Below are 19,352 nucleotides of genomic sequence, written 5' to 3'. Positions count from 1 at the left end.
ATGGCTGCACAGTCGAGTTCACGCCCGGATTCCCTTTTTGGCCGGGCCATTCGTGAAGGGTTCTTCGCCGGTCTTCTGGCGCTGGGCCTCTTCTGCCTCATCATCGGTTTCAAGACCGATCAGAACATCAACAACGAACTGGTGCTGCAACAGCGCTGGGGTGCGCTGGCCGTCATCGTCGTGCTGGCCGCTATTGGCCGCTTCCTGTTCGTCGCCTTCCTCCAGCCAACGCTGGAGGCGCGCAAGCTCGCCAAGAGCAAGCAGTCGGCAGCGACGACTGAAAGCCCGTCTTTCGTGCGCCGCAACTTCTCGCGTCTCGGCGTCGCTTTCCTCTTCGTCTACCCGATCCTGATCGTCGCGCTGCTCGGCTGGCAGGGATCGCTCAAATGGGTCGACAATTTCGGTGTCCAGATTCTCATCTATGTGATGCTGGCCTGGGGCCTTAACATCGTGGTCGGTCTCGCCGGTCTTCTCGATCTGGGTTACGTGGCCTTCTATGCCGTCGGCGCCTATTCCTACGCGATCCTTTCAAGTTATTTCGGCCTCTCGTTCTGGCTGCTTTTGCCGCTTGCTGGCATTTTTGCTGCCACGTGGGGTGTCATTCTGGGCTTCCCGGTCCTGCGCCTGCGCGGGGATTATCTCGCCATCGTGACGCTGGCATTCGGTGAAATCATCCGTCTGGTTCTCATCAACTGGACCGATCTGACCAAGGGTACGTTCGGGATTTCCGGCATTGCCAAGGCAACTTTCTTCGGTTTGCCCTTCAACGCCAGCAAGGATGGTTTCGCGGCCCATTTCGGCCTGACCTTCTCGGCGGCGCACTACAAGTTCTTCCTCTATTACGTCATCCTTCTGCTGGCGCTGCTGACGGCCTGGGTCACCATCCGTCTGCGCCGCATGCCGGTTGGCCGTGCCTGGGAAGCGCTGCGCGAAGATGAAATCGCCTGCCGTTCTCTCGGCATCAACACCACCACAACCAAGCTCACGGCTTTTGCTACTGGCGCGATGTTCGGTGGTTTTGCAGGTTCGTTCTTTGCTGCACGCCAGGGTTTCGTTAGCCCGGAATCCTTCGTGTTCCTTGAATCGGCTGTCATCCTCGCCATCGTTGTTCTTGGCGGCATGGGCTCTCTGGTCGGCATTGCCATTGCGGCGATCGTCATGATCGGCGGCACGGAAATCCTGCGTGAAATGAGCTTCCTTAAAGCTATCTTCGGACCGGATTTCACGCCGGAACTCTATCGCATGCTCATCTTCGGCCTTGCCATGGTCGTGGTCATGGTCTGGAAACCGCGCGGTTTCGTCGGAAGTCGAGAACCGAGTGCGTTCCTGCATGAGAAGAAGATGGTGTCGGGTGCCTTTACCAAGGAAGGGCACGGCTGATGGCGGAGATAAGCACTATGTCTGGCACTGTGTCCGGCAACACTCAAAAAGACACCATCCTTCAGGTCGAGCATCTCTCGATGCGCTTCGGCGGCCTCGTCGCCATCAACGATCTGAGCTTCAATGTGAAGCGCGGGGATATTACGGCGATCATCGGTCCCAACGGTGCGGGCAAGACCACGGTCTTCAACTGCATCACCGGCTTCTACAAGCCGACGGGCGGAATGCTGACGATGAACCGGAAGACGGGCGACAAGTTCCTGCTGGAACGCCTGCCCGACTTCCAGATCACCAAGCATGCCAAGGTGGCGCGCACCTTCCAGAACATCCGCCTGTTCTCGGGCCTCACCGTTCTGGAAAACCTGCTCGTTGCGCAGCACAATACGCTGATGCGCTCTTCCGGTTATACGATCCTCGGTCTTCTGGGACTGCCTGGCTACAAGTCGGCGGCGAAGGAGGCGATTGAAAAGGCGCGTTACTGGCTTGAGAAAATCAACCTGATCGGCCGTGCGGACGATCCGGCAGGCGATTTGCCCTATGGCGATCAGCGCCGTCTGGAAATCGCTCGCGCCATGTGCACCGAGCCGGAAATCCTCTGCCTCGACGAACCTGCCGCCGGTCTCAATCCGCGTGAATCGGCAGAGCTCAACAAGCTTCTCCTCGATATCCGCAAGGAAACCGGCACGTCGATCCTGCTGATCGAGCATGACATGTCGGTCGTTATGGAAATCTCCGATCATGTGATCGTGCTGGAATACGGCACCAAGATTTCTGACGGCGCGCCGGAAGAGGTCAAGAACGATCCGCGCGTCATCGCCGCCTATCTTGGCGTTGACGACGAGGAAATCGCCGAGCTCATCGAAGAGGCGGACAAGCCCGGCGTTGTCGATCCGGCGCATGTGGTCGCGGCCCAGCTTGCCGAGGAAGCCATCGAGGAGGAAATTGCCGAAGAGAAGGCTGAAACACCTTCTCCAAACGCGGAATCGGGCGACACTTCGGCCAGCGGTGAGACCGCTCCGGCAAAGGCTGGCAAAAGCGGTGCGAAACGCGCCAAGGCCCCGACAAAAGCTCCCACAAAGGCTTCCTCGAAGCCCAAGAAGGGAGGCGAGTGATGCAGGCTGAAACCATGCAGAAAAAGCAACCGCTTCTGGCCGTCGAGAAGGTCGAAACCTATTACGGCAATATTTGCGCCCTGAAGGGTATCGACCTGACTGTCGATGAAGGCGAGATCGTGGCTTTGATCGGTGCCAACGGCGCGGGTAAATCGACGCTGATGATGACGATCTTTGGCTCGCCGAAGGCGCGTACGGGCCGCATCGTGTTCAATGGCAAGGATATCACATCCATGCCGCCGCACGAGATTGCCAAGCTGCGCATCGCGCAGTCGCCGGAAGGCCGTCGCATCTTCCCGCGCATGACGGTTCTGGAAAACCTCCAGATGGGCGCAAGCCTCGATAATCAGCAGTATTTCGATGAAGACGTAAAGCTGATGTTCGACCTGTTCCCGCGCCTGAAAGAGCGTATCAATCAGCGTGGCGGCACATTGTCGGGCGGTGAACAGCAGATGCTGGCAATCGCCCGCGCGCTGATGGCGCGTCCGAAGCTCCTGCTTCTGGATGAACCATCACTCGGTCTGGCGCCGCTGATCGTCAAGCAGATCTTCGAGGCAATCAAGGAACTGAACCGCACGCAGGGGCTGACCGTCTTCCTCGTCGAGCAGAACGCATTCGGTGCGCTGAAGCTCGCAGATCGCGGCTATGTGATGGTCAACGGTTCGATCACCATGAGCGGCGCGGGCCGTGAACTGCTGGCCGATCCGGAAGTCCGCGCCGCCTATCTCGAAGGCGGAAGGCACTAGGAGGATAAAATGCAGGGTATTCTCTACGAAGAACCGTCGTTCTGGTTGTTTTTCCTCATCACCTGTCTGCTTGGCGGTTGGGCTGCCTGGATGACGGGGCGCGCTTGTGCTTCGACATGGCGGACCTATGTGCAGTTCCTGATCTATATGATCCCACTGGGCGCTGCGGTGCGTTTCATCCACTTCGCGCTGTTTGAGGGAACGCTTCTTTCGTTCCACTACTATCTGGTGGACACGATCGTCCTGATGATCATCGGCACTGTCGGCTTTCGCTACACGCGCACCAAGCAAATGGTGCGGCAGTATAGCTGGCTCTACGAGAAGGCTTCGCCGCTCAGCTGGAAAGCAAAATAATTTCAAAGCTTCGCCGTCATGCGGCGAAGCTTTTTTACAAGATCACGTTGACAGTAATAAGATTCAGCGTAGATATTGCTGAGTAATCAGCAAGAAAATAAAGCGATGCAAAACATCGTTTCGGGGTAAATACAATGATGGGAGTTCCAACAATGAAGAAATCGCTTTTGGCAGGCGTTGCTCTTGCAGCAGTCATGTCTTTCGGGGGCTCGGCTTGGGCTGATGTACTTCTGGGTATCGGCGCACCTCTGACCGGCCCGAACGCCGTTTATGGCGCGCAGATCCAGAAGGGCGCGGAAGCCGCGATCAAGGAAGTCAACGATGCGGGCGGCATCAATGGCGAGAAAATATCGATCTCGCTCGGTGATGACGTTTCGGATCCGAAGCAGGGCATTTCCGTTGCCAACAAGTTTGCAGCCGACGGCGTGAAATATGTCATCGGTCACTTCAACTCGGGCGTTTCGATCCCGGCTTCGGAAGTCTATGCCGAAAACGGCATTCTCGAAATCTCGCCTGCCGCGACCAATCCGGTCTATACCGAGCGCCAGCTGTGGAACACGTTCCGCACCTGCGGCCGTGACGACCAGCAGGGCATCGTTGCCGGTCAGTATATCTTCGACCATTTCAAGGATGCGAAGATCGCCGTCATTCACGACAAGACCCCTTACGGTCAGGGCCTTGCCGACGAAACCAAGAAGAAGCTCAACGAACTGGGCACCAAGGAAGCGCTTTATGAAGGCGTGAACGTTGGTGAAAAGGATTTCTCCGCGCTGATCGCCAAGCTCAAGCAGGCTGGCGTGACGGTGGTTTACTGGGGTGGCCTGCATCCGGAAGCCGGTCTCATCATCCGCCAGATGGCCGATCAGGGCGTGAAGGCCCAGTTCATCTCGGGTGACGGTATCGTTTCGAACGAACTGGCATCGATCGCCGGTCCGGCTGTCGAAGGCACGCTCAACACCTTCGGTCCCGATCCGCGCAACAACCCGGACAACGCCGATCTGGTGAAGAAGTTCCGCGACGCCGGTTTCGAGCCGGAAGCCTATACGCTTTATTCCTATGCGGCCGTTCAGTCGCTGGCTCAGGCTGCGAAGGCTGCAGGCAGCAACGATCCGCAGGAAGTGGCCAAGGCTCTCAAGGAAAAGGGCCCGTTCAAGACCGTGCTGGGCGAACTGTCCTATGACGAGAAGGGCGATCCGAAGCTTCCCGGCTACGTCATGTACAAGTGGGAAAAAGGCGCTGACGGCAAGTTTAACTACATTCAGCAGAAGTAATTTCCTGACTTGTGACACCATCGAGATGCCCGGCTTAATGCCGGGCATTTTTCTTTGCGTATTTCCAGAGATGCCGCCGAACCGCATAAAGTCATGCGCAAAAAGCGGGATATAGGCGAAGTCATTACTTTACTTCGTAATATAACGTGATTGTATCTGTTCTAGCCGTGGTCCATAGAGCGATTCTCTATGTCCGGTTTGCGTTCTGGTGGGAGGACCGGTTCCAGCGCGGGCAGCTTCAGGCCCATATTGCGTTCCAAGGCTGATGTATTCTCCCATTTGAATATCGGGCTTTGCGCGGCGGCTCCGTCGCCGCTGTTCGAGCCTGCAATAAACGGCGGTCTGATCGGATCAGATCACCGCTCTGAACGACTGTTTTGATGCGTATTCCGGATACTGTTTCAAACTTCCGGTATGCGTTTAGTGGGAGCAACTGAAATGAAGAAATCCTTATTCTGCGGCGTCTGCCTTTCGGCACTCGTTGCAATGGGCGGCGTATCGTTTGCCGACATCCAGCTCGGCGTCGGCGCACCGCTGACCGGCAGCCAGGCGGCTTTCGGCGAGCAGATCAAGCGCGGTGTCGAAGCGGCCGTCGCAGAAGCCAATGCCAAGGGCGGCATGAATGGCGAGCAGATCACCATCGTCTATGGCGACGACGCTGCCGATCCGAAGCAGGGCATTTCGGTTGCAAACAAGTTCGTTGGCGATGGCGTCCAGTTTGTCATCGGTCACTTCAATTCCGGCGTCAGCATTCCGACTTCGGACATCTATGCCGAAAATGGCGTGCTGATGATTGCGCCGGGCACCACCAACCCGACCTTCACTGAGCGTGAATTGTGGAACACGTTCCGCACCTGCCGTCGCGACGACAAGCAGGGCATCGTCGCCGGCAAGTACATGGCCGACAACTACAAGGACGGCAAGGTCGCAATCCTTCACGACAAGACACCCTATGGTCAGGGCCTTGCCGACGAGACCAAGAAGTCGCTCAACGAAAACGGCATGAAGGAAACGCTCTATGAAGGCGTGAACCAGGGTGACAAGGATTTCTCGGCACTCATTTCCAAGATGAAGGCTGCCGGAATCACCGCAGTTTACTGGGGCGGCATGCACCCGGAAGCCGGTCTGCTCATCCGTCAGATGGCCGATCAGGGCCTCAAGGCGCAGTTCATTTCGGGCGATGGCATCGTCTCCAACGAGCTTGCCTCGATTGCGGGTGACGCAGTGGCTGGTGTGATGAACACGTTTGGCCCCGACCCGCGCGACGACAAGTCGAATGCGGACCTGATCAAATCTTTCCGCGACAAGGGTTTTGAGCCTGAAGCCTATACCTTCTACGCCTATGCGGGCGTGCAGTCGCTGGTCAACGCCGCCAACGCTGCCGGAAGCAACGATCCGCAGGAAGTTGCCACCGCGATGAAGGAGAAGGGGCCGTTCAAAACGGTGCTCGGCGATATCTCCTTCGACGCCAAGGGCGACCCGAGCCTTTCACCTTATGTCATGTTCGAATGGCGCAAGGGTGAAGACGGCAAATACAATTACTTTCAGAAGTAAAAGTGCCTGATATATTAGCAAAAAATGCTGCAAAATTCAGCAATCTGCCCGGCTTTTAGTCGGGCATTTTGTTTTTATCTCCCGCTTGCACAGTTTGTTTGCGCTTGTGTCTATTGCAGGTTAAGCAATGGCGCCTTTGTCATTGCAGTTTAGGGAGATCTGCCTTGTCCCAAAAGCCTATCCGGAAAATTCTGGTCGCCAACCGATCTGAAATCGCAATCCGCGTATTCCGCGCCGCCAATGAACTGGGTCTCAAAACGGTGGCCATATGGGCCGAGGAAGACAAACTTTCCCTGCATCGCTTCAAGGCGGATGAAAGCTACCAGGTCGGCCGCGGCCCGCATCTGGATCGCGATCTCGGTCCGATCGAAAGTTATCTCTCCATCGATGAGATAATCCGTGTTGCCAAGCTTTCGGGCGCCGATGCGATCCATCCGGGCTACGGCCTGTTGTCCGAAAGCCCGGAATTTGCCGAAGCCTGTGCCGAAAACGGCATCATCTTCATCGGCCCGAAGCCGGAGACCATGCGCCGCCTCGGCAACAAGGTTGCTGCGCGCAATCTCGCCATCGAAATCGGCGTGCCGGTGGTGCCAGCCACCGATCCGCTGCCCGACGATATGGAGGCAGTCAAGAAGCTCGCTGCCGAAATCGGCTATCCGCTGATGTTGAAGGCAAGCTGGGGCGGCGGCGGCCGAGGCATGCGCGCCATCCGCGCCGAGGCTGATCTTGCTCGCGAGGTCACGGAAGCCAAGCGCGAGGCCAAGGCGGCTTTCGGCAAGGACGAGGTTTATCTCGAAAAGCTCATTGAACGCGCGCGCCATGTCGAGGTGCAGATATTGGGCGATACGCACGGCAATGCCGTGCATCTTTACGAGCGCGACTGCTCGATCCAGCGCCGCAACCAGAAAGTCGTGGAGCGGGCGCCCGCCCCCTATCTCAACGACGAACAGCGACAGGAACTTGCGAATTACGGCCTGAAGATCGCCCACGCGACCGACTATATCGGCGCGGGTACGGTGGAATTCCTGATGGATGCCGATAGCGGCAAGTTCTATTTCATCGAGGTCAATCCGCGCATTCAGGTCGAGCATACCGTCACCGAACAGGTGACGGGTATCGATATCGTCAAGGCGCAGATCCATATTCTGGAAGGCTTTGCCATAGGCACGCCGGAATCGGGTGTGCCGCGCCAGGAGGACATTCGCCTTAACGGCCATGCGCTCCAGTGCCGCATCACCACGGAAGACCCGGAGCATAATTTCATCCCCGATTACGGGCGCATCCAGGCTTACCGTTCGGCCTCGGGCTTTGGCATTCGCCTCGATGGCGGGACGGCCTATTCGGGCGCGTTCATCACGCGCTATTACGATCCGCTGCTGGTGAAGGTGACGGCCTCCGGCGCGACGCCGCTCGAAGCGATCCGCCGCATGGATCGCGCCTTGCGCGAGTTCCGCATTCGTGGCGTGGCAACGAACCTTACCTTCCTTGAAGCGATCATCAATCATCCAAAATTTCAGGCGAACGACTATACGACCCGCTTTATCGACACGACGCCGGAACTGTTCGAGCAGGTGAAGCGGCAGGATCGCGCCACCAAGCTTCTGACCTATATTGCCGATGTGACCGTCAACGGCCATCCCGAAACCAACGGACGTGCAAAGCCGGCAAAGGATGCTGCCAAGCCACGTGTGCCATGGTTTGGCGACAAGCCGATTGCCGACGGCACCAAGCAGCGTCTGGACGAGCTGGGGCCGAAGAAATTCGCGGAATGGGTGCGTAATGAAAAGCGTGCGCTGATTACCGATACGACCATGCGCGACGGCCATCAGTCCTTGCTTGCCACCCGTGTACGAACCTATGACATTGCCCGCATCGCCAATTCCTACGCGCAGGCGCTGCCGAACCTGTTTTCTCTGGAGTGCTGGGGCGGCGCGACCTTCGATGTCTCAATGCGCTTCCTCACGGAAGATCCGTGGGAACGTCTGGCGCTGGTGCGCGAAGGCGCTCCGAACCTGCTTCTGCAGATGCTTCTGCGCGGCGCGAACGGCGTCGGCTACAAATCCTATCCCGACAATGTCGTAAAATATTTCGTCCGCGAGGCCGCACGGGGCGGCATCGATCTGTTCCGTGTCTTCGACAGCCTCAACTGGGTCGAGAACATGCGTGTGTCGATGGATGCGGTGCTGGAGGAAAACAAGCTTTGTGAAGCGGCCATCTGCTACACTGGCGATATCCTCAATCCGGATCGCGCCAAGTATGACCTCAAATATTATACCAATCTGGCGAAAGAGGTCGAAAAGGCAGGCGCGCATATTATCGCCGTCAAGGATATGGCGGGCCTTCTGAAGCCTGCTGCGGCGCGCGTTCTGTTCAAGGCTCTGCGTGACGAAACCGACCTGCCGATCCATTTCCATACGCATGATACGTCGGGCATTTCGGCGGCGACCGTGCTTGCCGCGATCGATGCGGGGGTTGATGTGGTCGATGCGGCGATGGATGCGCTGTCCGGCAACACATCGCAGCCCTGCCTCGGTTCTATCGTGGAAGCCCTCCACGGGTCCGAACGTGATCCGGGGCTCGACCCGGATTCTATCCGCCGCATCTCCTTCTATTGGGAGGCCGTGCGCAACCAGTATGCGGCCTTTGAAAGCGACCTCAAGGGACCGGCTTCGGAAGTTTATCTCCACGAAATGCCGGGCGGCCAGTTCACCAATCTGAAGGAGCAGGCGCGTTCGCTCGGACTTGAAACCCGCTGGCATGAAGTGGCGCAGGCCTATGCCGATGTGAACCGAATGTTCGGCGATATCGTGAAGGTCACGCCATCATCCAAGGTCGTGGGCGACATGGCGCTGATGATGGTTTCGCAGGATCTCACCGTTGCAGATGTCGAGAACCCGGCCAAGGACATTGCTTTCCCGGATTCCGTAGTGTCGATGATGCGCGGCGATCTTGGCCAGCCGCCTTCGGGTTGGCCGAAGGCGCTCCAGAAGAAAATCCTGAAAGGTGAGGAGCCGTTCACCGTGCGTCCCGGCTCGCTGCTGGAGCCTGCCGATCTCAACGCCGAACGCGAAAGGTTCGAGGAGACGGTTGAACGCAAGATTTCCGATCAGGAGTTTGCATCGGCGCTGATGTATCCGAAGGTCTTCACCGATTATGCCTCGGCGCAGGAAACCTATGGCCCGACGAGCGTTCTGCCGACACCGGTCTATTTCTACGGCCTCAAGCCGGAGGAAGAAGTCTTCGTCGATCTGGAGCGCGGCAAGACGCTGGTGATCGTCAATCAGGCGATAAGCGAAACCGACGAGAAGGGCATGGTGACGGTGTTCTTCGAGCTGAACGGCCAGCCACGCCGCATCAAGGTGCCGAACCGCGCCAAGGGCGCGTCGGGCGGTGCCCGTCGCAAGGCGGAAGCGGGGAATGACAGCCATGTCGGTGCGCCAATGCCGGGCGTCGTCTCCACGGTTGCCGTCGCTGCTGGACAGACGGTTTCGCAGGGCGATGTGCTGCTTTCCATCGAAGCGATGAAGATGGAAACCGCCATCCATGCCGAACGCGATGGCACTATCGCGGAAGTGCTGGTGCGTCCGGGTGAGCAGATCGATGCGAAGGATTTGCTGGTCGTCTATTCTGAATAGTTACCCAGCGGGAACTGAATATTTTCAGGTTCTCACGCGCTACGCTTCCCCCTCATCCTGAGCTTGTCGAAGGACGAGGGCGGGCGCTCTGCGTTCACTCGCCCTTCGAGACGCCGTTTTCAACGGCTCTCAGGGTGAGGGAAAGGAAGCGGAATCTGTGAACCAACGCTGCGGCCGTCAAACGCCGCGGCATTTTCTTCGCGCTTGCAGTGCGCGCAATTTCTGATATGCATGTTTATGCCGATTTATGCATGATTATGCATGTTAGAGGAAATGGCTGTGACAGAGCTTCTGCTTCACGAAAGACAGGCGCGCATTCGGGAATTGCTGCAGCGGTCGGGCCGCGTGCTGGCGGCTGAACTGGCGGAAAGCTTTGGTGTGTCCGAAGATACGATTCGGCGCGATCTGCGCGAAATGGCGGCGGCCGGGCTTTGCAGGCGCGTTTATGGCGGGGCGTTGCGCGCGGTGCCGGAGCCTTCCCCATTGGCGGAACGGGATTGCGAGCGACCACAGGCGAAGGCCGCGCTGGCTGCGGTACTGGCCGGATTTATAGAACCAGGCATGACGGTGTTTCTGGATGCGTCTTCGGTGAACATGGCGCTGGCGCGGCTTTTAGTCGAACGAGGCGAAGCCATTACTGCCGTCACCAACACGCCTTCCATTGCTGCAATTCTCATGCGTTCCCCGGAGATCGAGCTGATCATGATCGGCGGTCCCATCGACCGGCGGGTCAGCGCTTCCGTTGGGGCGCGGGCTCTACGCGACGCGGAATTGTTGCGGCCCGATCTGTGCGTTCTGGGTGCATGCGGCATAGCCGCCGAAATCGGCGTGACGGCGCTGCATCTGGACGATGCGGAATTCAAACGGGTGATTGCCGGACGCAGCCGGATCGTGGCGCTTGCCATTACGAGCGACAAGCTCGGCACGGTCGCCGCTCATGATGTCGTTCCTCTGGGCGATGTTGGTGTCATGGCTGTCGAATATGATGTGGACGATGCGGCGCTTGCGCCTTATGCGGCATCGGGTATGAAGATTTTACGTGCGGCGGCGGACCGCAACTGAGGGATAGATGGAACAGGTTTCGGGACGCGAAGATGCGGCGCCCGCGCGCGCGCCGATTGTAACCAGAGAGCGGATCGCTGTTGCGCTCCTCTTCTTGACGAACGGCTATATTTTCGGCGGATGGGCCCCGAAAATTCCGGAATTTGCCCTGCGGCTCGGTCTCGATAGTGCCGGCATGGGGTTGATGATCCTTGTCTTTGGCCTTGGTTCGCTGGCCATGATGCCGGTGGCAGGCGCTTTTTCAGCGCATCGCGGTTCCGGCGTTGTGGTGCGCGTTTTTGCCCTTGCCTTCATTCCGGCATTGCTCATCATCGCACTGGTGCCGAACGTGGTCATGGCTGTGATCGTGATGTTCTATTTCGGCGGGACCATGGCCGCGATGGACGTTTCCATGAATGCCAATGCGGTTGCGGTCGAGAAAAGGATGCGCCGGGCGATCATGTCGTCCTGCCATGCATTCTGGAGCCTTGGCGGGCTGATCGGCGCTGCAACGGGCGGCTTTCTCATTACGCAATTCGGATCGACGGTTCACGCTCTGGTCACGACGATTGTCGCGGCCACTCTGATTGCCATTGCGTGGCCTTCGATCATCCCGGACACGGCGCATCATCATTCAAGCGGCGAAAAGCAGAAGCTCACCCTGCCGCGCAATCCTCTGCCATGGCTTGTCGGCATCATGGCGCTGTTTTCGATGGTGCCGGAAGGCGCGATTATCGATTGGGGCGCTTATCACATGCGGCAGGATCTCGGCGCTTCGGTCACGGTGGCAGGCTTCGGCTTCGCGGCATTCTCCGGTGCCATGGCTATCATGCGCTTTGCAGGCGATCTCGTCCGCGACCGGTTTGGTGCGGTTAAAACCCTGCGCGCCTGCACGCTCATTGCCATCATCGGCATGCTGATCGTGGGGTTCGGCAACAGCTCGATAACGGCCATTATCGGCTTCGCAATCTGCGGCATCGGTATTTCCAATATGGTGCCGATAGCGTTCTCGATGGCTGGCAACATGCCAGGCGTCAATCCGAGTGTTGGCCTGTCAATAGCCACCACGCTTGGCTATTCCGGCATGCTGGTGGCGCCGTCGCTGATCGGCTTTGTCGCCAAGCATAGCGGCTTCGGCGTGGTGTTTCTTGCGCTTCCAGTCTTGTTGCTGGTCGTGCTGGCCTTCTCAAGTCTGGCCCGATACGCCGACCAAAAACATTAAGCTTTCTTATGCCGCGCATCTTATCCGAAAACCGGTTCCCACTTTTCGGGATGCGCTATCCGGCCGTCCAGCCGCCATCAACAGGAATAGCGGCGCCGTTGATCTGCGCTGCCGCATCGCTTGCGAGGAAAGCGGCAACGGCACCGATCTGCGCCGTGGTGACGAATTCCTTCGTCGGCTGCTTGTCGAGCATCACTTCGCGGACCACGGTGTCGCGGTCCATGTGATAGGCTTTCATCTGGTCCGGTATCTGCGCCTCGACGAGCGGGGTCAGAACATAACCGGGGCAGATGGAATTGGCGGTGATTTTGGCGGTTGCAAGTTCCAGCGCCAGTGTCTTGGTGAAGCCGACAATGCCGTGCTTGGCGGCGACATAGGCCGACTTGAACGGCGATGCGACGAGGCCGTGCGCAGAAGCGATATTGATGATACGGCCCCAGCCGTTCTTGCGCATATGCGGGATCGCGGCAGCCGATGTGTGGAAGGCCGAAGTCAGGTTGATTGCGATGATGCGGTCCCATTGTTCAGGCGGAAACTCTTCCACCGGCGATACATGCTGGATACCGGCATTGTTGACGAGAATATCTGCGTTGCCGAACTGTTTCACGGTTGCCGCGATGAGTTCACGGCAGTGGTCGGGCTTCGACATGTCGGCTGCGATATAGACCACGCTGACGCCATGCTCTTCGCCGAGCTTGCGCGCGAGTGCATGATCTTCGTCGCGGTCGGTGAAGGAATTTATCACGACGTTGTGTCCCGCCCCCGCCATTGCATGGGCTATACCGAGGCCGATCCCGGAATTCGATCCGGTAATGATTGCGGTCTTGCGGGCAGATGCGTCGTTCATTGGCGGGCTCCTCCTTATGGTCATGACATAATGAGAGGGCGACATTGCGTCGGCAAGCGATTATATAAAGCGAAAGCCGGATATACGCAGGCCCATAGAAATGCGGGCCCATAGAATGCGGGCTCAGAGAATTGCAGGCCCAGAGGATTGCAGGCGTTGACATTCGGGTCGCGCTGCGCCACCTGAAAACAGGCACAGTTAAGAACAGAGCAAAATGTCTTCCGAGACCGTCAGCTATTTTTCGCATCCATTTCCTCGCCGCCAGTCGGTTGGCGTCAGTGTCGGTGGCGTTATCGTCGGCGGCAGTGCGCCCGTCGTCGTGCAGTCAATGACCAATACGGACACGGCGGATGTGGATTCCACGGTCGCGCAGGTGGCGGCCCTTCATCGCGCCGGTTCGGAAATCGTGCGCATCACGGTGGATCGTGATGAATCGGCTGCCGCCGTGCCGAAAATCCGTGAACGGCTGGAACGTCTCGGTCATAATGTGCCGCTGGTCGGCGATTTCCATTATATCGGCCACAAGCTGCTGGCCGATCATCCGGCCTGTGCGGAAGCGCTTGCCAAATACCGCATCAATCCGGGCAATGTCGGCTTCAAGGACAAGAAGGACAAGCAGTTCGCGGATATTGTCGAAATGGCTATCCGCTACGACAAGCCGGTGCGTATCGGGGTGAACTGGGGTTCGCTCGACCAGGAATTGCTGACGACGCTGATGGATCGCAATCAGGCCGAAGGCGCACCGCTCTCCGCTCAGGAAGTCATGCGCGAAGCCATCGTGCAATCGGCGCTGATCTCGGCCAATCTTGCTGAAGAGATCGGGCTTGGCCGCGACAAGATCATCCTGTCGGCCAAGGTCAGTCAGGTGCAGGACCTGATCGCAGTCTATACGATGCTGGCGCAGCGTTCCGACCATGCACTGCATCTGGGCCTCACCGAAGCCGGCATGGGCACGAAGGGCATCGTCGCTTCCTCCGCGGCCATGGGTATTCTGCTGCAACAGGGCATTGGCGACACGATCCGTATTTCGCTGACGCCGGAGCCGGGCGGCGACCGCACCCGCGAGGTGCAGGTGGCGCAGGAATTGCTGCAGACCATGGGCTTTCGCCAGTTCATTCCGATCGTCGCGGCCTGCCCCGGTTGCGGCCGCACGACCTCGACGGTGTTTCAGGAACTGGCGCAGACTATTCAGAACGACATCCGCCGCAACATGCCCCTCTGGCGTGAGAAATATCCGGGCGTGGAAGCGCTGTCGGTCGCGGTCATGGGCTGCATCGTCAACGGGCCGGGCGAATCGAAACATGCCGATATCGGCATTTCGCTTCCCGGCACGGGCGAAACGCCGTCCGCACCGGTCTTTGTCGATGGCAAGAAAGTCACGACGCTACGCGGTCCCGCCATTGCCGAAGAGTTCCAGAAGATGGTTGCCGATTACATCGAGAACCGCTTCGGGCTTGAGCAGAAGGTGGCATCCGGCCAGAACTAAGCTGTACGGATGACCGCGCGTGTCGCGGCTTCGGGCGTTGTTTTCAGTGTCGCTGCCCAGAAGACGAGCGTGGCAAGGCTGATGCCTGCGCCAAGCAGGCACACGCCGTTCCAGCCCGCATGAGCATAGACCCAGGTTGAAACTGCCGAACCGCTTGCGCTGCCGATGGAATAGAAGACCATATAGGCGGCGGTGAGCCTGTTCTGTGCATCGGGGCGCATCCGGTAGATCATCGCCTGATTGGTGACGTGCACGGCCTGAAGGCCGAAGTCGATTACAACTACGCCCGCAATCAGCCAGAGCAGCGAGTGCTCAAGCAGGGCTATCATACCCCACGAGACGAACATCAACAGGAGGGCGAGGCCTGTCATACGCTGCGCATAGCCGCGGTCGGCAGCATTTCCGGCGCGAGAGGCGGCGAGCGCTCCGGCAGCGCCCGCAAGTCCGAACAGCCCGATCTGGGCATGGGTCAGTTCAAAAGGCGGGGCGCTGAGCGGCATGACCAGTGGCGCGAGCAAAGTGGTGATATTGGCGAAGATCAGCATGGCGATGATGGCGCGAATGCGCAGCACCGGCTCAGAGCGAAACAGCGTCACGAGCGACAGAATGAGTACGGGATAGCGGACGCTGGTCGGCTGCCGCTTCTGGTCGGGGAGGGTCCGCCAGAGCAGGAGCGCGATTGAAAGCGTCAGAATGGCGGAAGCGAAATAGACGATGCGCCAGCCGCCAATGTCGGTGAGGGCGCCGGCTATGGCGCGCGCCAGCAATATGCCAAGCACGATGCCGCTCGTCACGATGCCGACCACATGGCCGCGCCGTGCCGGTGCTGCGAGGCTGGCCGCATAGGCGACGAGCGCCTGTGTGACGACAGCGAGCAGGCCCATGAAGGCCATGGCAACCAGAAGCACCGTGGCATTGGCTGCAAAGCCGATTGCGATCAGGGACAGGACCGATAGGAGAAAATGCGTGATGATGAGTTTGCGCCGGTTGAACAGGTCGCCGAGTGGAACCAGGAAGATCAGGCCCAGCGCATAACCGATCTGGCTGGCGGCGACGATAAGGCCCGCTGTCGATCGCTTGAGGCCGAGATCGTCGGCCATCACATCGAGAAGCGGGTGAGCGAAATAGACATTGGCTACAGCCAGTCCGCTTGCGGCGGCGAACAAAAGAAGGGTAGCCGAAGAAAGCGGACGTGCATCGGGGTTCGCGGACAGCGCTGCTGCCGCGTCGGTTGAGGGGTGCATGGTTGTGCTCCTACAAAGTGGTTTTAAAATGAAACCATTTTGTTTGTAGCGAAAAAGGTTTTATATTGCAACCAGATTGCAATTTGTGGAGTGAACATGGTTCGGAAGAAAAGCCTGAAAGGCGATTATTGCCCAAGCGCACGGGCTCTCGACGTGATCGGGGACTGGTGGTCGCTGCTGATCGTTCGCGAGGCTTTTGACGGTGTGACCCGATTCAGCGCCTTCCAGAGAAATCTCGGCATCGCCCGTAATATTCTTTCGGACCGTTTGCGCAAGCTGACGGCCGAGGAGATCATGGAATCCGTGCCGGACCCCAATGGCGGCGCGCATCAGGAATATCGCCTGACGGCAAAGGGACGCGATCTTCTGCCGGTAGTCGTCGCTCTGCGGCAATGGGGCGAGACACATCTGTTCGCGCCCGAAGAACCGCATTCACGGCTGGTGGACACTGTGTCGGGTCAAAACATTGCAAAGCTTGACGTGCGCGCGCAGGACGGGCGCGTACTTTCCGCCGATGATGTCGTTCTGATCAAGGTGCGCGAGGACGATCTCTGAGTAGTTGTTTTTACGCATGTCTTTCTCCCGAAACCGGTTCCTACTTTCGGGAGGCATGCTCCAGAGCGGTTCGTGTTTTAACGGAATCGTTGGAACCGCTCTATCTAACTGTTTTTACCGCATTTCCGGACGCAAAACCGTTCACACTTTTGCTGGAAATGCTCTAGCTCTGGCGTTCGGCGATGAAGCGGGCAGCCTGCTTCAGAATATCGGCATCCTTGCCGAACGGCGCCAGCAGGCTTTCCGCCTGGGCAACGAGGCCGGACAGCTGCTTGCGCGTCCAGTCGATGCCATGCAATGAAACCAGCGTGGCTTTTCCGGCGGCGGCATCCTTGCCGGTTGCCTTGCCCATGGCTTCCGCGTCGGCGGTCACATCAAGAAGGTCATCCGCCAGCTGGAAGGCAAGGCCGATGGCCGAGCCGAACTCAGCCATGCGCTCGCGATCTTCGGTGGATGCGTTGGCGATGATGGCTCCCGCCTCGCAAGCGAAGCGGATCAACGCTCCGGTCTTCATCGCCTGCAGCGTGATGATACCGGCTTCGTCGGGCTTGCTGGTTTCGGCCATCAGATCGAGAGCTTGTCCGCCTGCCATGCCTCCAAGGCCCGAGGCGCGCGCCAGCGCGGATACGAGCTGCACGCGGGTCGTTGCATCGAGATCGGTTTCATCCGAAGAGATTATGTCGAAGGCATAGGTCAGCAGGCTGTCGCCGGCCAAAATAGCCGCGGCTTCATCGAATGCCCTGTGCACGGTTGGCTGGCCGCGCCGCAGATCGTCGTCATCCATAGCCGGCAGGTCGTCATGGACGAGAGAATAGCAGTGAATGCATTCGAGTGCGGCAGCAACGCGCAGAACGGCATCGCCGCCCTTGCCGAACAAAGCGGCACTTTCGACAACCAGAAAAGGCCGGAGGCGCTTGCCGCCGTTCAGCACGCCATGGCGCATGGCGGCGAGCAGCCTTTCCGGACGGGCAATTTCTCCCGTCCGCAGGCGCTGGTCCAGAAGGCCGGTCAGTGCCATTTCCACTTCCATGGCACGAAGATTGAGAGCGGCAGTGAAATCGGTCGACAGCTTTTCCATGGCAAAGGGGATGGACGAAAGCGCCGGATTGGTCAACTGGGCACGTCGATCAGCACAGGCTTTTTCATTTGAACGTCACGAAACGGCACGTTCTGACTTGTTTCCCCGCCTGGATTATGGAATCCGGTTCAAACTTATTGAGGAATGGTTTATGTCGCTTGAGGGAAGGCAGCAGGCGGTGGCAGTGGCAAAAATCATCATCAAGAGCAAGGATGGACGCAATTATCTGGCAGATCCCGTTTGGGGTGCCCGGATTGCCCTTGTGCTCAAGATTCTGGTGATTCTGGCCGTATTGCCGATTTTGCTGCTCCTCATCTATTCCGTGCCCTTCGTCCGCCCGATCTCGACCCTGATGGTCAAGGACTATGTCCTGTTGCAGGATGTGGACCGCAGATGGGTCAGTATCGATGATGTTGCACCGGTTCTCGTCAATTCGGTGATGATGGCTGAGGACGGCCAGTTTTGCAGCCATGGCGGGGTGGACTGGCATCAGCTTGGGCTGGTGCTGGACGATGCGGGCGAGGGTGGTCCGAGCCGCGGCGCTTCCACGATCACCATGCAGACGGTAAAGAACCTCTTTCTCTGGAATGGACGCTCCTACGTTCGTAAGGGGCTGGAATTCCCGCTGGCACTGGCCGCCGATGGGCTTCTGTCCAAAAAGCGCATAATGGAGATTTACCTCAACATCGCCGAATGGGCCCCCGGCATTTACGGGATCGAGGCCGCAGCCCAGCATTATTTCAAGCGCCCGGCAGCAAAACTCAACGCCCAGCAATCGGCGTTGCTCGCCGTCACCCTGCCCAACCCGGCATTGCGCAATCCCGCCAAACCGACACGCAACATGCAGCGCATTGCCCGGATCGTGGCCGGACGCGCCGCGCGGTCGGGCCCCTATGTGGTTTGCGTGCAATAAATCGATGATACGAAAAAAAGATAAGACTCCCGCTGGTCAAACGCCGTCAGAGCGTGTATAGGCACGTGACTTTCCGGAATTTTGTCCGATGTGACAGGCTCTTCGGGGCCGTGCCGGACGTTTATTGACCGATCAGTGGAGCTGGATCCATGGCAGTACCAAAACGAAAAACGTCTCCGTCGAAGCGCGGCATGCGCCGTTCGGCTGACGCTCTCAAGGCCCCGACCTATGTCGAGGACAAGAACTCGGGCGAACTTCGTCGTCCGCATCATATCGATCTGAAGAGCGGTATGTATCGCGGCCGTCAGGTCCTCGAAGCCAAGGAATAAGTCTGACGCTGCATCGCAGCCGAAAGATGGTTTTCAAAACGCCGTTTCCGTTTGTCGGGAGCGGCGTTTTCTTTTGACAATAGAAAACCTCAACAGCGATATGAATATTTTTTGTAAGTAAATCAGTCGGATGGATGGTTTCCAGACCCAGTTGGATGCTTTTGGAATGCAGTAACAATATATGGCTAGAGTAGCTTCGTTCCTATTGAAAACAACTCTGAATTTCAATTATCCATTATCTGTACCTTATTTCTAAAACTGTTTCGGATTATTTTGGGAATTTCAAGAAAATTGAAAATCATAATATTGCCACAAAGTATAAAATATATTTTTCATCTAATTTTTAGGCAATGGATGTTGATATGAAAGATATTATCAGGCTTATTATCCAGAATGGTGGTTTGTCCGTAAGTTCTGGAATTTCGTTCTTCAATGTAGCCGGCAATACACTATACAACGAAGATCAACTGCAGAAAATGTCCGACACACCATGCCAAGTTGGGAGCACGGAACATGCTCTCCCGGGGGCGGTGGCGCATTTTGCTGGTAAAAATCTGCGTTGAGGCGCTGAAGTTCCCCGTGGCG

16 protein-coding genes and 1 pseudogene are annotated in these 19,352 nt (G+C 58.0%); 14 read left to right on the top strand and 3 right to left on the bottom strand.

The window, feature by feature from the left end:
* From livM to J9800_RS20525, 9 genes and pseudogenes are all read left to right on the top strand, one after another.
* The gene (livM, locus tag J9800_RS20565; protein WP_112591289.1) at positions 1-1,380 is read left to right on the top strand and encodes a high-affinity branched-chain amino acid ABC transporter permease LivM; all 1,380 of its coding nucleotides are present in this window, start codon (positions 1-3) and stop codon (positions 1,378-1,380) included.
* A 29-nt stretch (positions 1,381-1,409) separates the two neighbouring features.
* Positions 1,410-2,411: pseudogene (locus J9800_RS20560) on the top strand (ABC transporter ATP-binding protein); the annotation flags it as partial.
* Positions 2,412-2,491: 80 nt separating this feature from the next.
* On the top strand, positions 2,492-3,238 hold the full coding sequence (locus J9800_RS20555; RefSeq protein ID WP_112591291.1) for an ABC transporter ATP-binding protein: 747 nt from the start codon (positions 2,492-2,494) through the stop codon (positions 3,236-3,238).
* A 9-nt stretch (positions 3,239-3,247) separates the two neighbouring features.
* Entirely contained in the window at positions 3,248-3,592 is a 345-nt protein-coding gene (locus J9800_RS20550; RefSeq protein ID WP_112591293.1) for a DUF6867 family protein, read from the top strand.
* Between the two features lie 152 nt (positions 3,593-3,744).
* Positions 3,745-4,863, top strand: a complete 1,119-nt coding sequence (locus J9800_RS20545; RefSeq protein WP_112591295.1) for a branched-chain amino acid ABC transporter substrate-binding protein — start codon at positions 3,745-3,747, stop codon at positions 4,861-4,863.
* A 438-nt stretch (positions 4,864-5,301) separates the two neighbouring features.
* A complete protein-coding gene (locus J9800_RS20540) occupies positions 5,302-6,417 on the top strand; it encodes a branched-chain amino acid ABC transporter substrate-binding protein (RefSeq protein WP_114216935.1) in 1,116 nt (371 codons plus the stop codon).
* Between the two features lie 164 nt (positions 6,418-6,581).
* Positions 6,582-10,052 carry a pyruvate carboxylase gene (gene pyc, locus J9800_RS20535; RefSeq protein WP_114216934.1) on the top strand — a complete coding sequence of 1,157 codons (3,471 nt, stop codon included), beginning with the start codon at positions 6,582-6,584 and terminating at the stop codon, positions 10,050-10,052.
* Between the two features lie 273 nt (positions 10,053-10,325).
* Complete coding sequence (locus J9800_RS20530) at positions 10,326-11,114, top strand: DeoR/GlpR family DNA-binding transcription regulator (RefSeq protein WP_286167633.1); 789 nt, start codon at positions 10,326-10,328, stop codon at positions 11,112-11,114.
* Positions 11,115-11,121: 7 nt separating this feature from the next.
* Positions 11,122-12,315, top strand: a complete 1,194-nt coding sequence (locus J9800_RS20525) for an MFS transporter (RefSeq protein WP_114216932.1) — start codon at positions 11,122-11,124, stop codon at positions 12,313-12,315.
* A gap of 55 nt (positions 12,316-12,370) precedes the next feature.
* Here the strand turns inward: J9800_RS20525 and J9800_RS20520 are convergent, their stop codons facing one another.
* A complete protein-coding gene (locus J9800_RS20520) occupies positions 12,371-13,162 on the bottom strand; it encodes a 3-hydroxybutyrate dehydrogenase (protein WP_114216931.1) in 792 nt (263 codons plus the stop codon).
* Between the two features lie 214 nt (positions 13,163-13,376).
* On the opposite strand from J9800_RS20520, the gene ispG reads away from it, so the two are divergent.
* The gene (ispG, locus tag J9800_RS20515) at positions 13,377-14,648 is read left to right on the top strand and encodes a flavodoxin-dependent (E)-4-hydroxy-3-methylbut-2-enyl-diphosphate synthase (RefSeq protein ID WP_114216930.1); all 1,272 of its coding nucleotides are present in this window, start codon (positions 13,377-13,379) and stop codon (positions 14,646-14,648) included.
* Here the strand turns inward: ispG and J9800_RS20510 are convergent.
* Positions 14,645-15,892: an MFS transporter gene (locus J9800_RS20510; protein ID WP_114216929.1), complete on the bottom strand. Its 1,248-nt coding sequence runs from the start codon at positions 15,890-15,892 to the stop codon at positions 14,645-14,647. The two genes, ispG and J9800_RS20510, sit on opposite strands and share 4 nt — an antisense overlap.
* A gap of 96 nt (positions 15,893-15,988) precedes the next feature.
* On the opposite strand from J9800_RS20510, the gene J9800_RS20505 reads away from it, so the two are divergent.
* Positions 15,989-16,447: a winged helix-turn-helix transcriptional regulator gene (locus J9800_RS20505; RefSeq protein WP_114216928.1), complete on the top strand. Its 459-nt coding sequence runs from the start codon at positions 15,989-15,991 to the stop codon at positions 16,445-16,447.
* Positions 16,448-16,610: 163 nt separating this feature from the next.
* Here J9800_RS20505 and J9800_RS20500 read toward each other — a convergent pair whose 3' ends face one another.
* Positions 16,611-17,525: a polyprenyl synthetase family protein gene (locus J9800_RS20500; protein ID WP_112591537.1), complete on the bottom strand. Its 915-nt coding sequence runs from the start codon at positions 17,523-17,525 to the stop codon at positions 16,611-16,613.
* 184 nt (positions 17,526-17,709) lie between these two features.
* Here J9800_RS20500 and J9800_RS20495 point away from each other — a divergent pair, with 184 nt between their 5' ends.
* From J9800_RS20495 to J9800_RS20485, 3 genes are all read left to right on the top strand, one after another.
* The gene (locus tag J9800_RS20495) at positions 17,710-18,438 is read left to right on the top strand and encodes a biosynthetic peptidoglycan transglycosylase (RefSeq protein WP_205315982.1); all 729 of its coding nucleotides are present in this window, start codon (positions 17,710-17,712) and stop codon (positions 18,436-18,438) included.
* 149 nt (positions 18,439-18,587) lie between these two features.
* Positions 18,588-18,767, top strand: a complete 180-nt coding sequence (gene rpmF, locus J9800_RS20490; RefSeq protein WP_006467787.1) for a 50S ribosomal protein L32 — start codon at positions 18,588-18,590, stop codon at positions 18,765-18,767.
* Positions 18,768-19,129: 362 nt separating this feature from the next.
* Positions 19,130-19,330, top strand: coding sequence for a hypothetical protein (locus tag J9800_RS20485; protein ID WP_162792701.1), 201 nt, complete (start codon positions 19,130-19,132; stop codon positions 19,328-19,330).
* Positions 19,331-19,352 lie beyond the last annotated feature (22 nt).

The organism is Ochrobactrum sp. AP1BH01-1, from assembly GCF_018066705.1.
Classification (GTDB): Bacteria; Pseudomonadota; Alphaproteobacteria; order Rhizobiales; family Rhizobiaceae; genus Brucella.
Note: the sequence above shows the minus strand (reverse complement) of the source record. Positions and strands in the feature narration are given on the sequence as shown.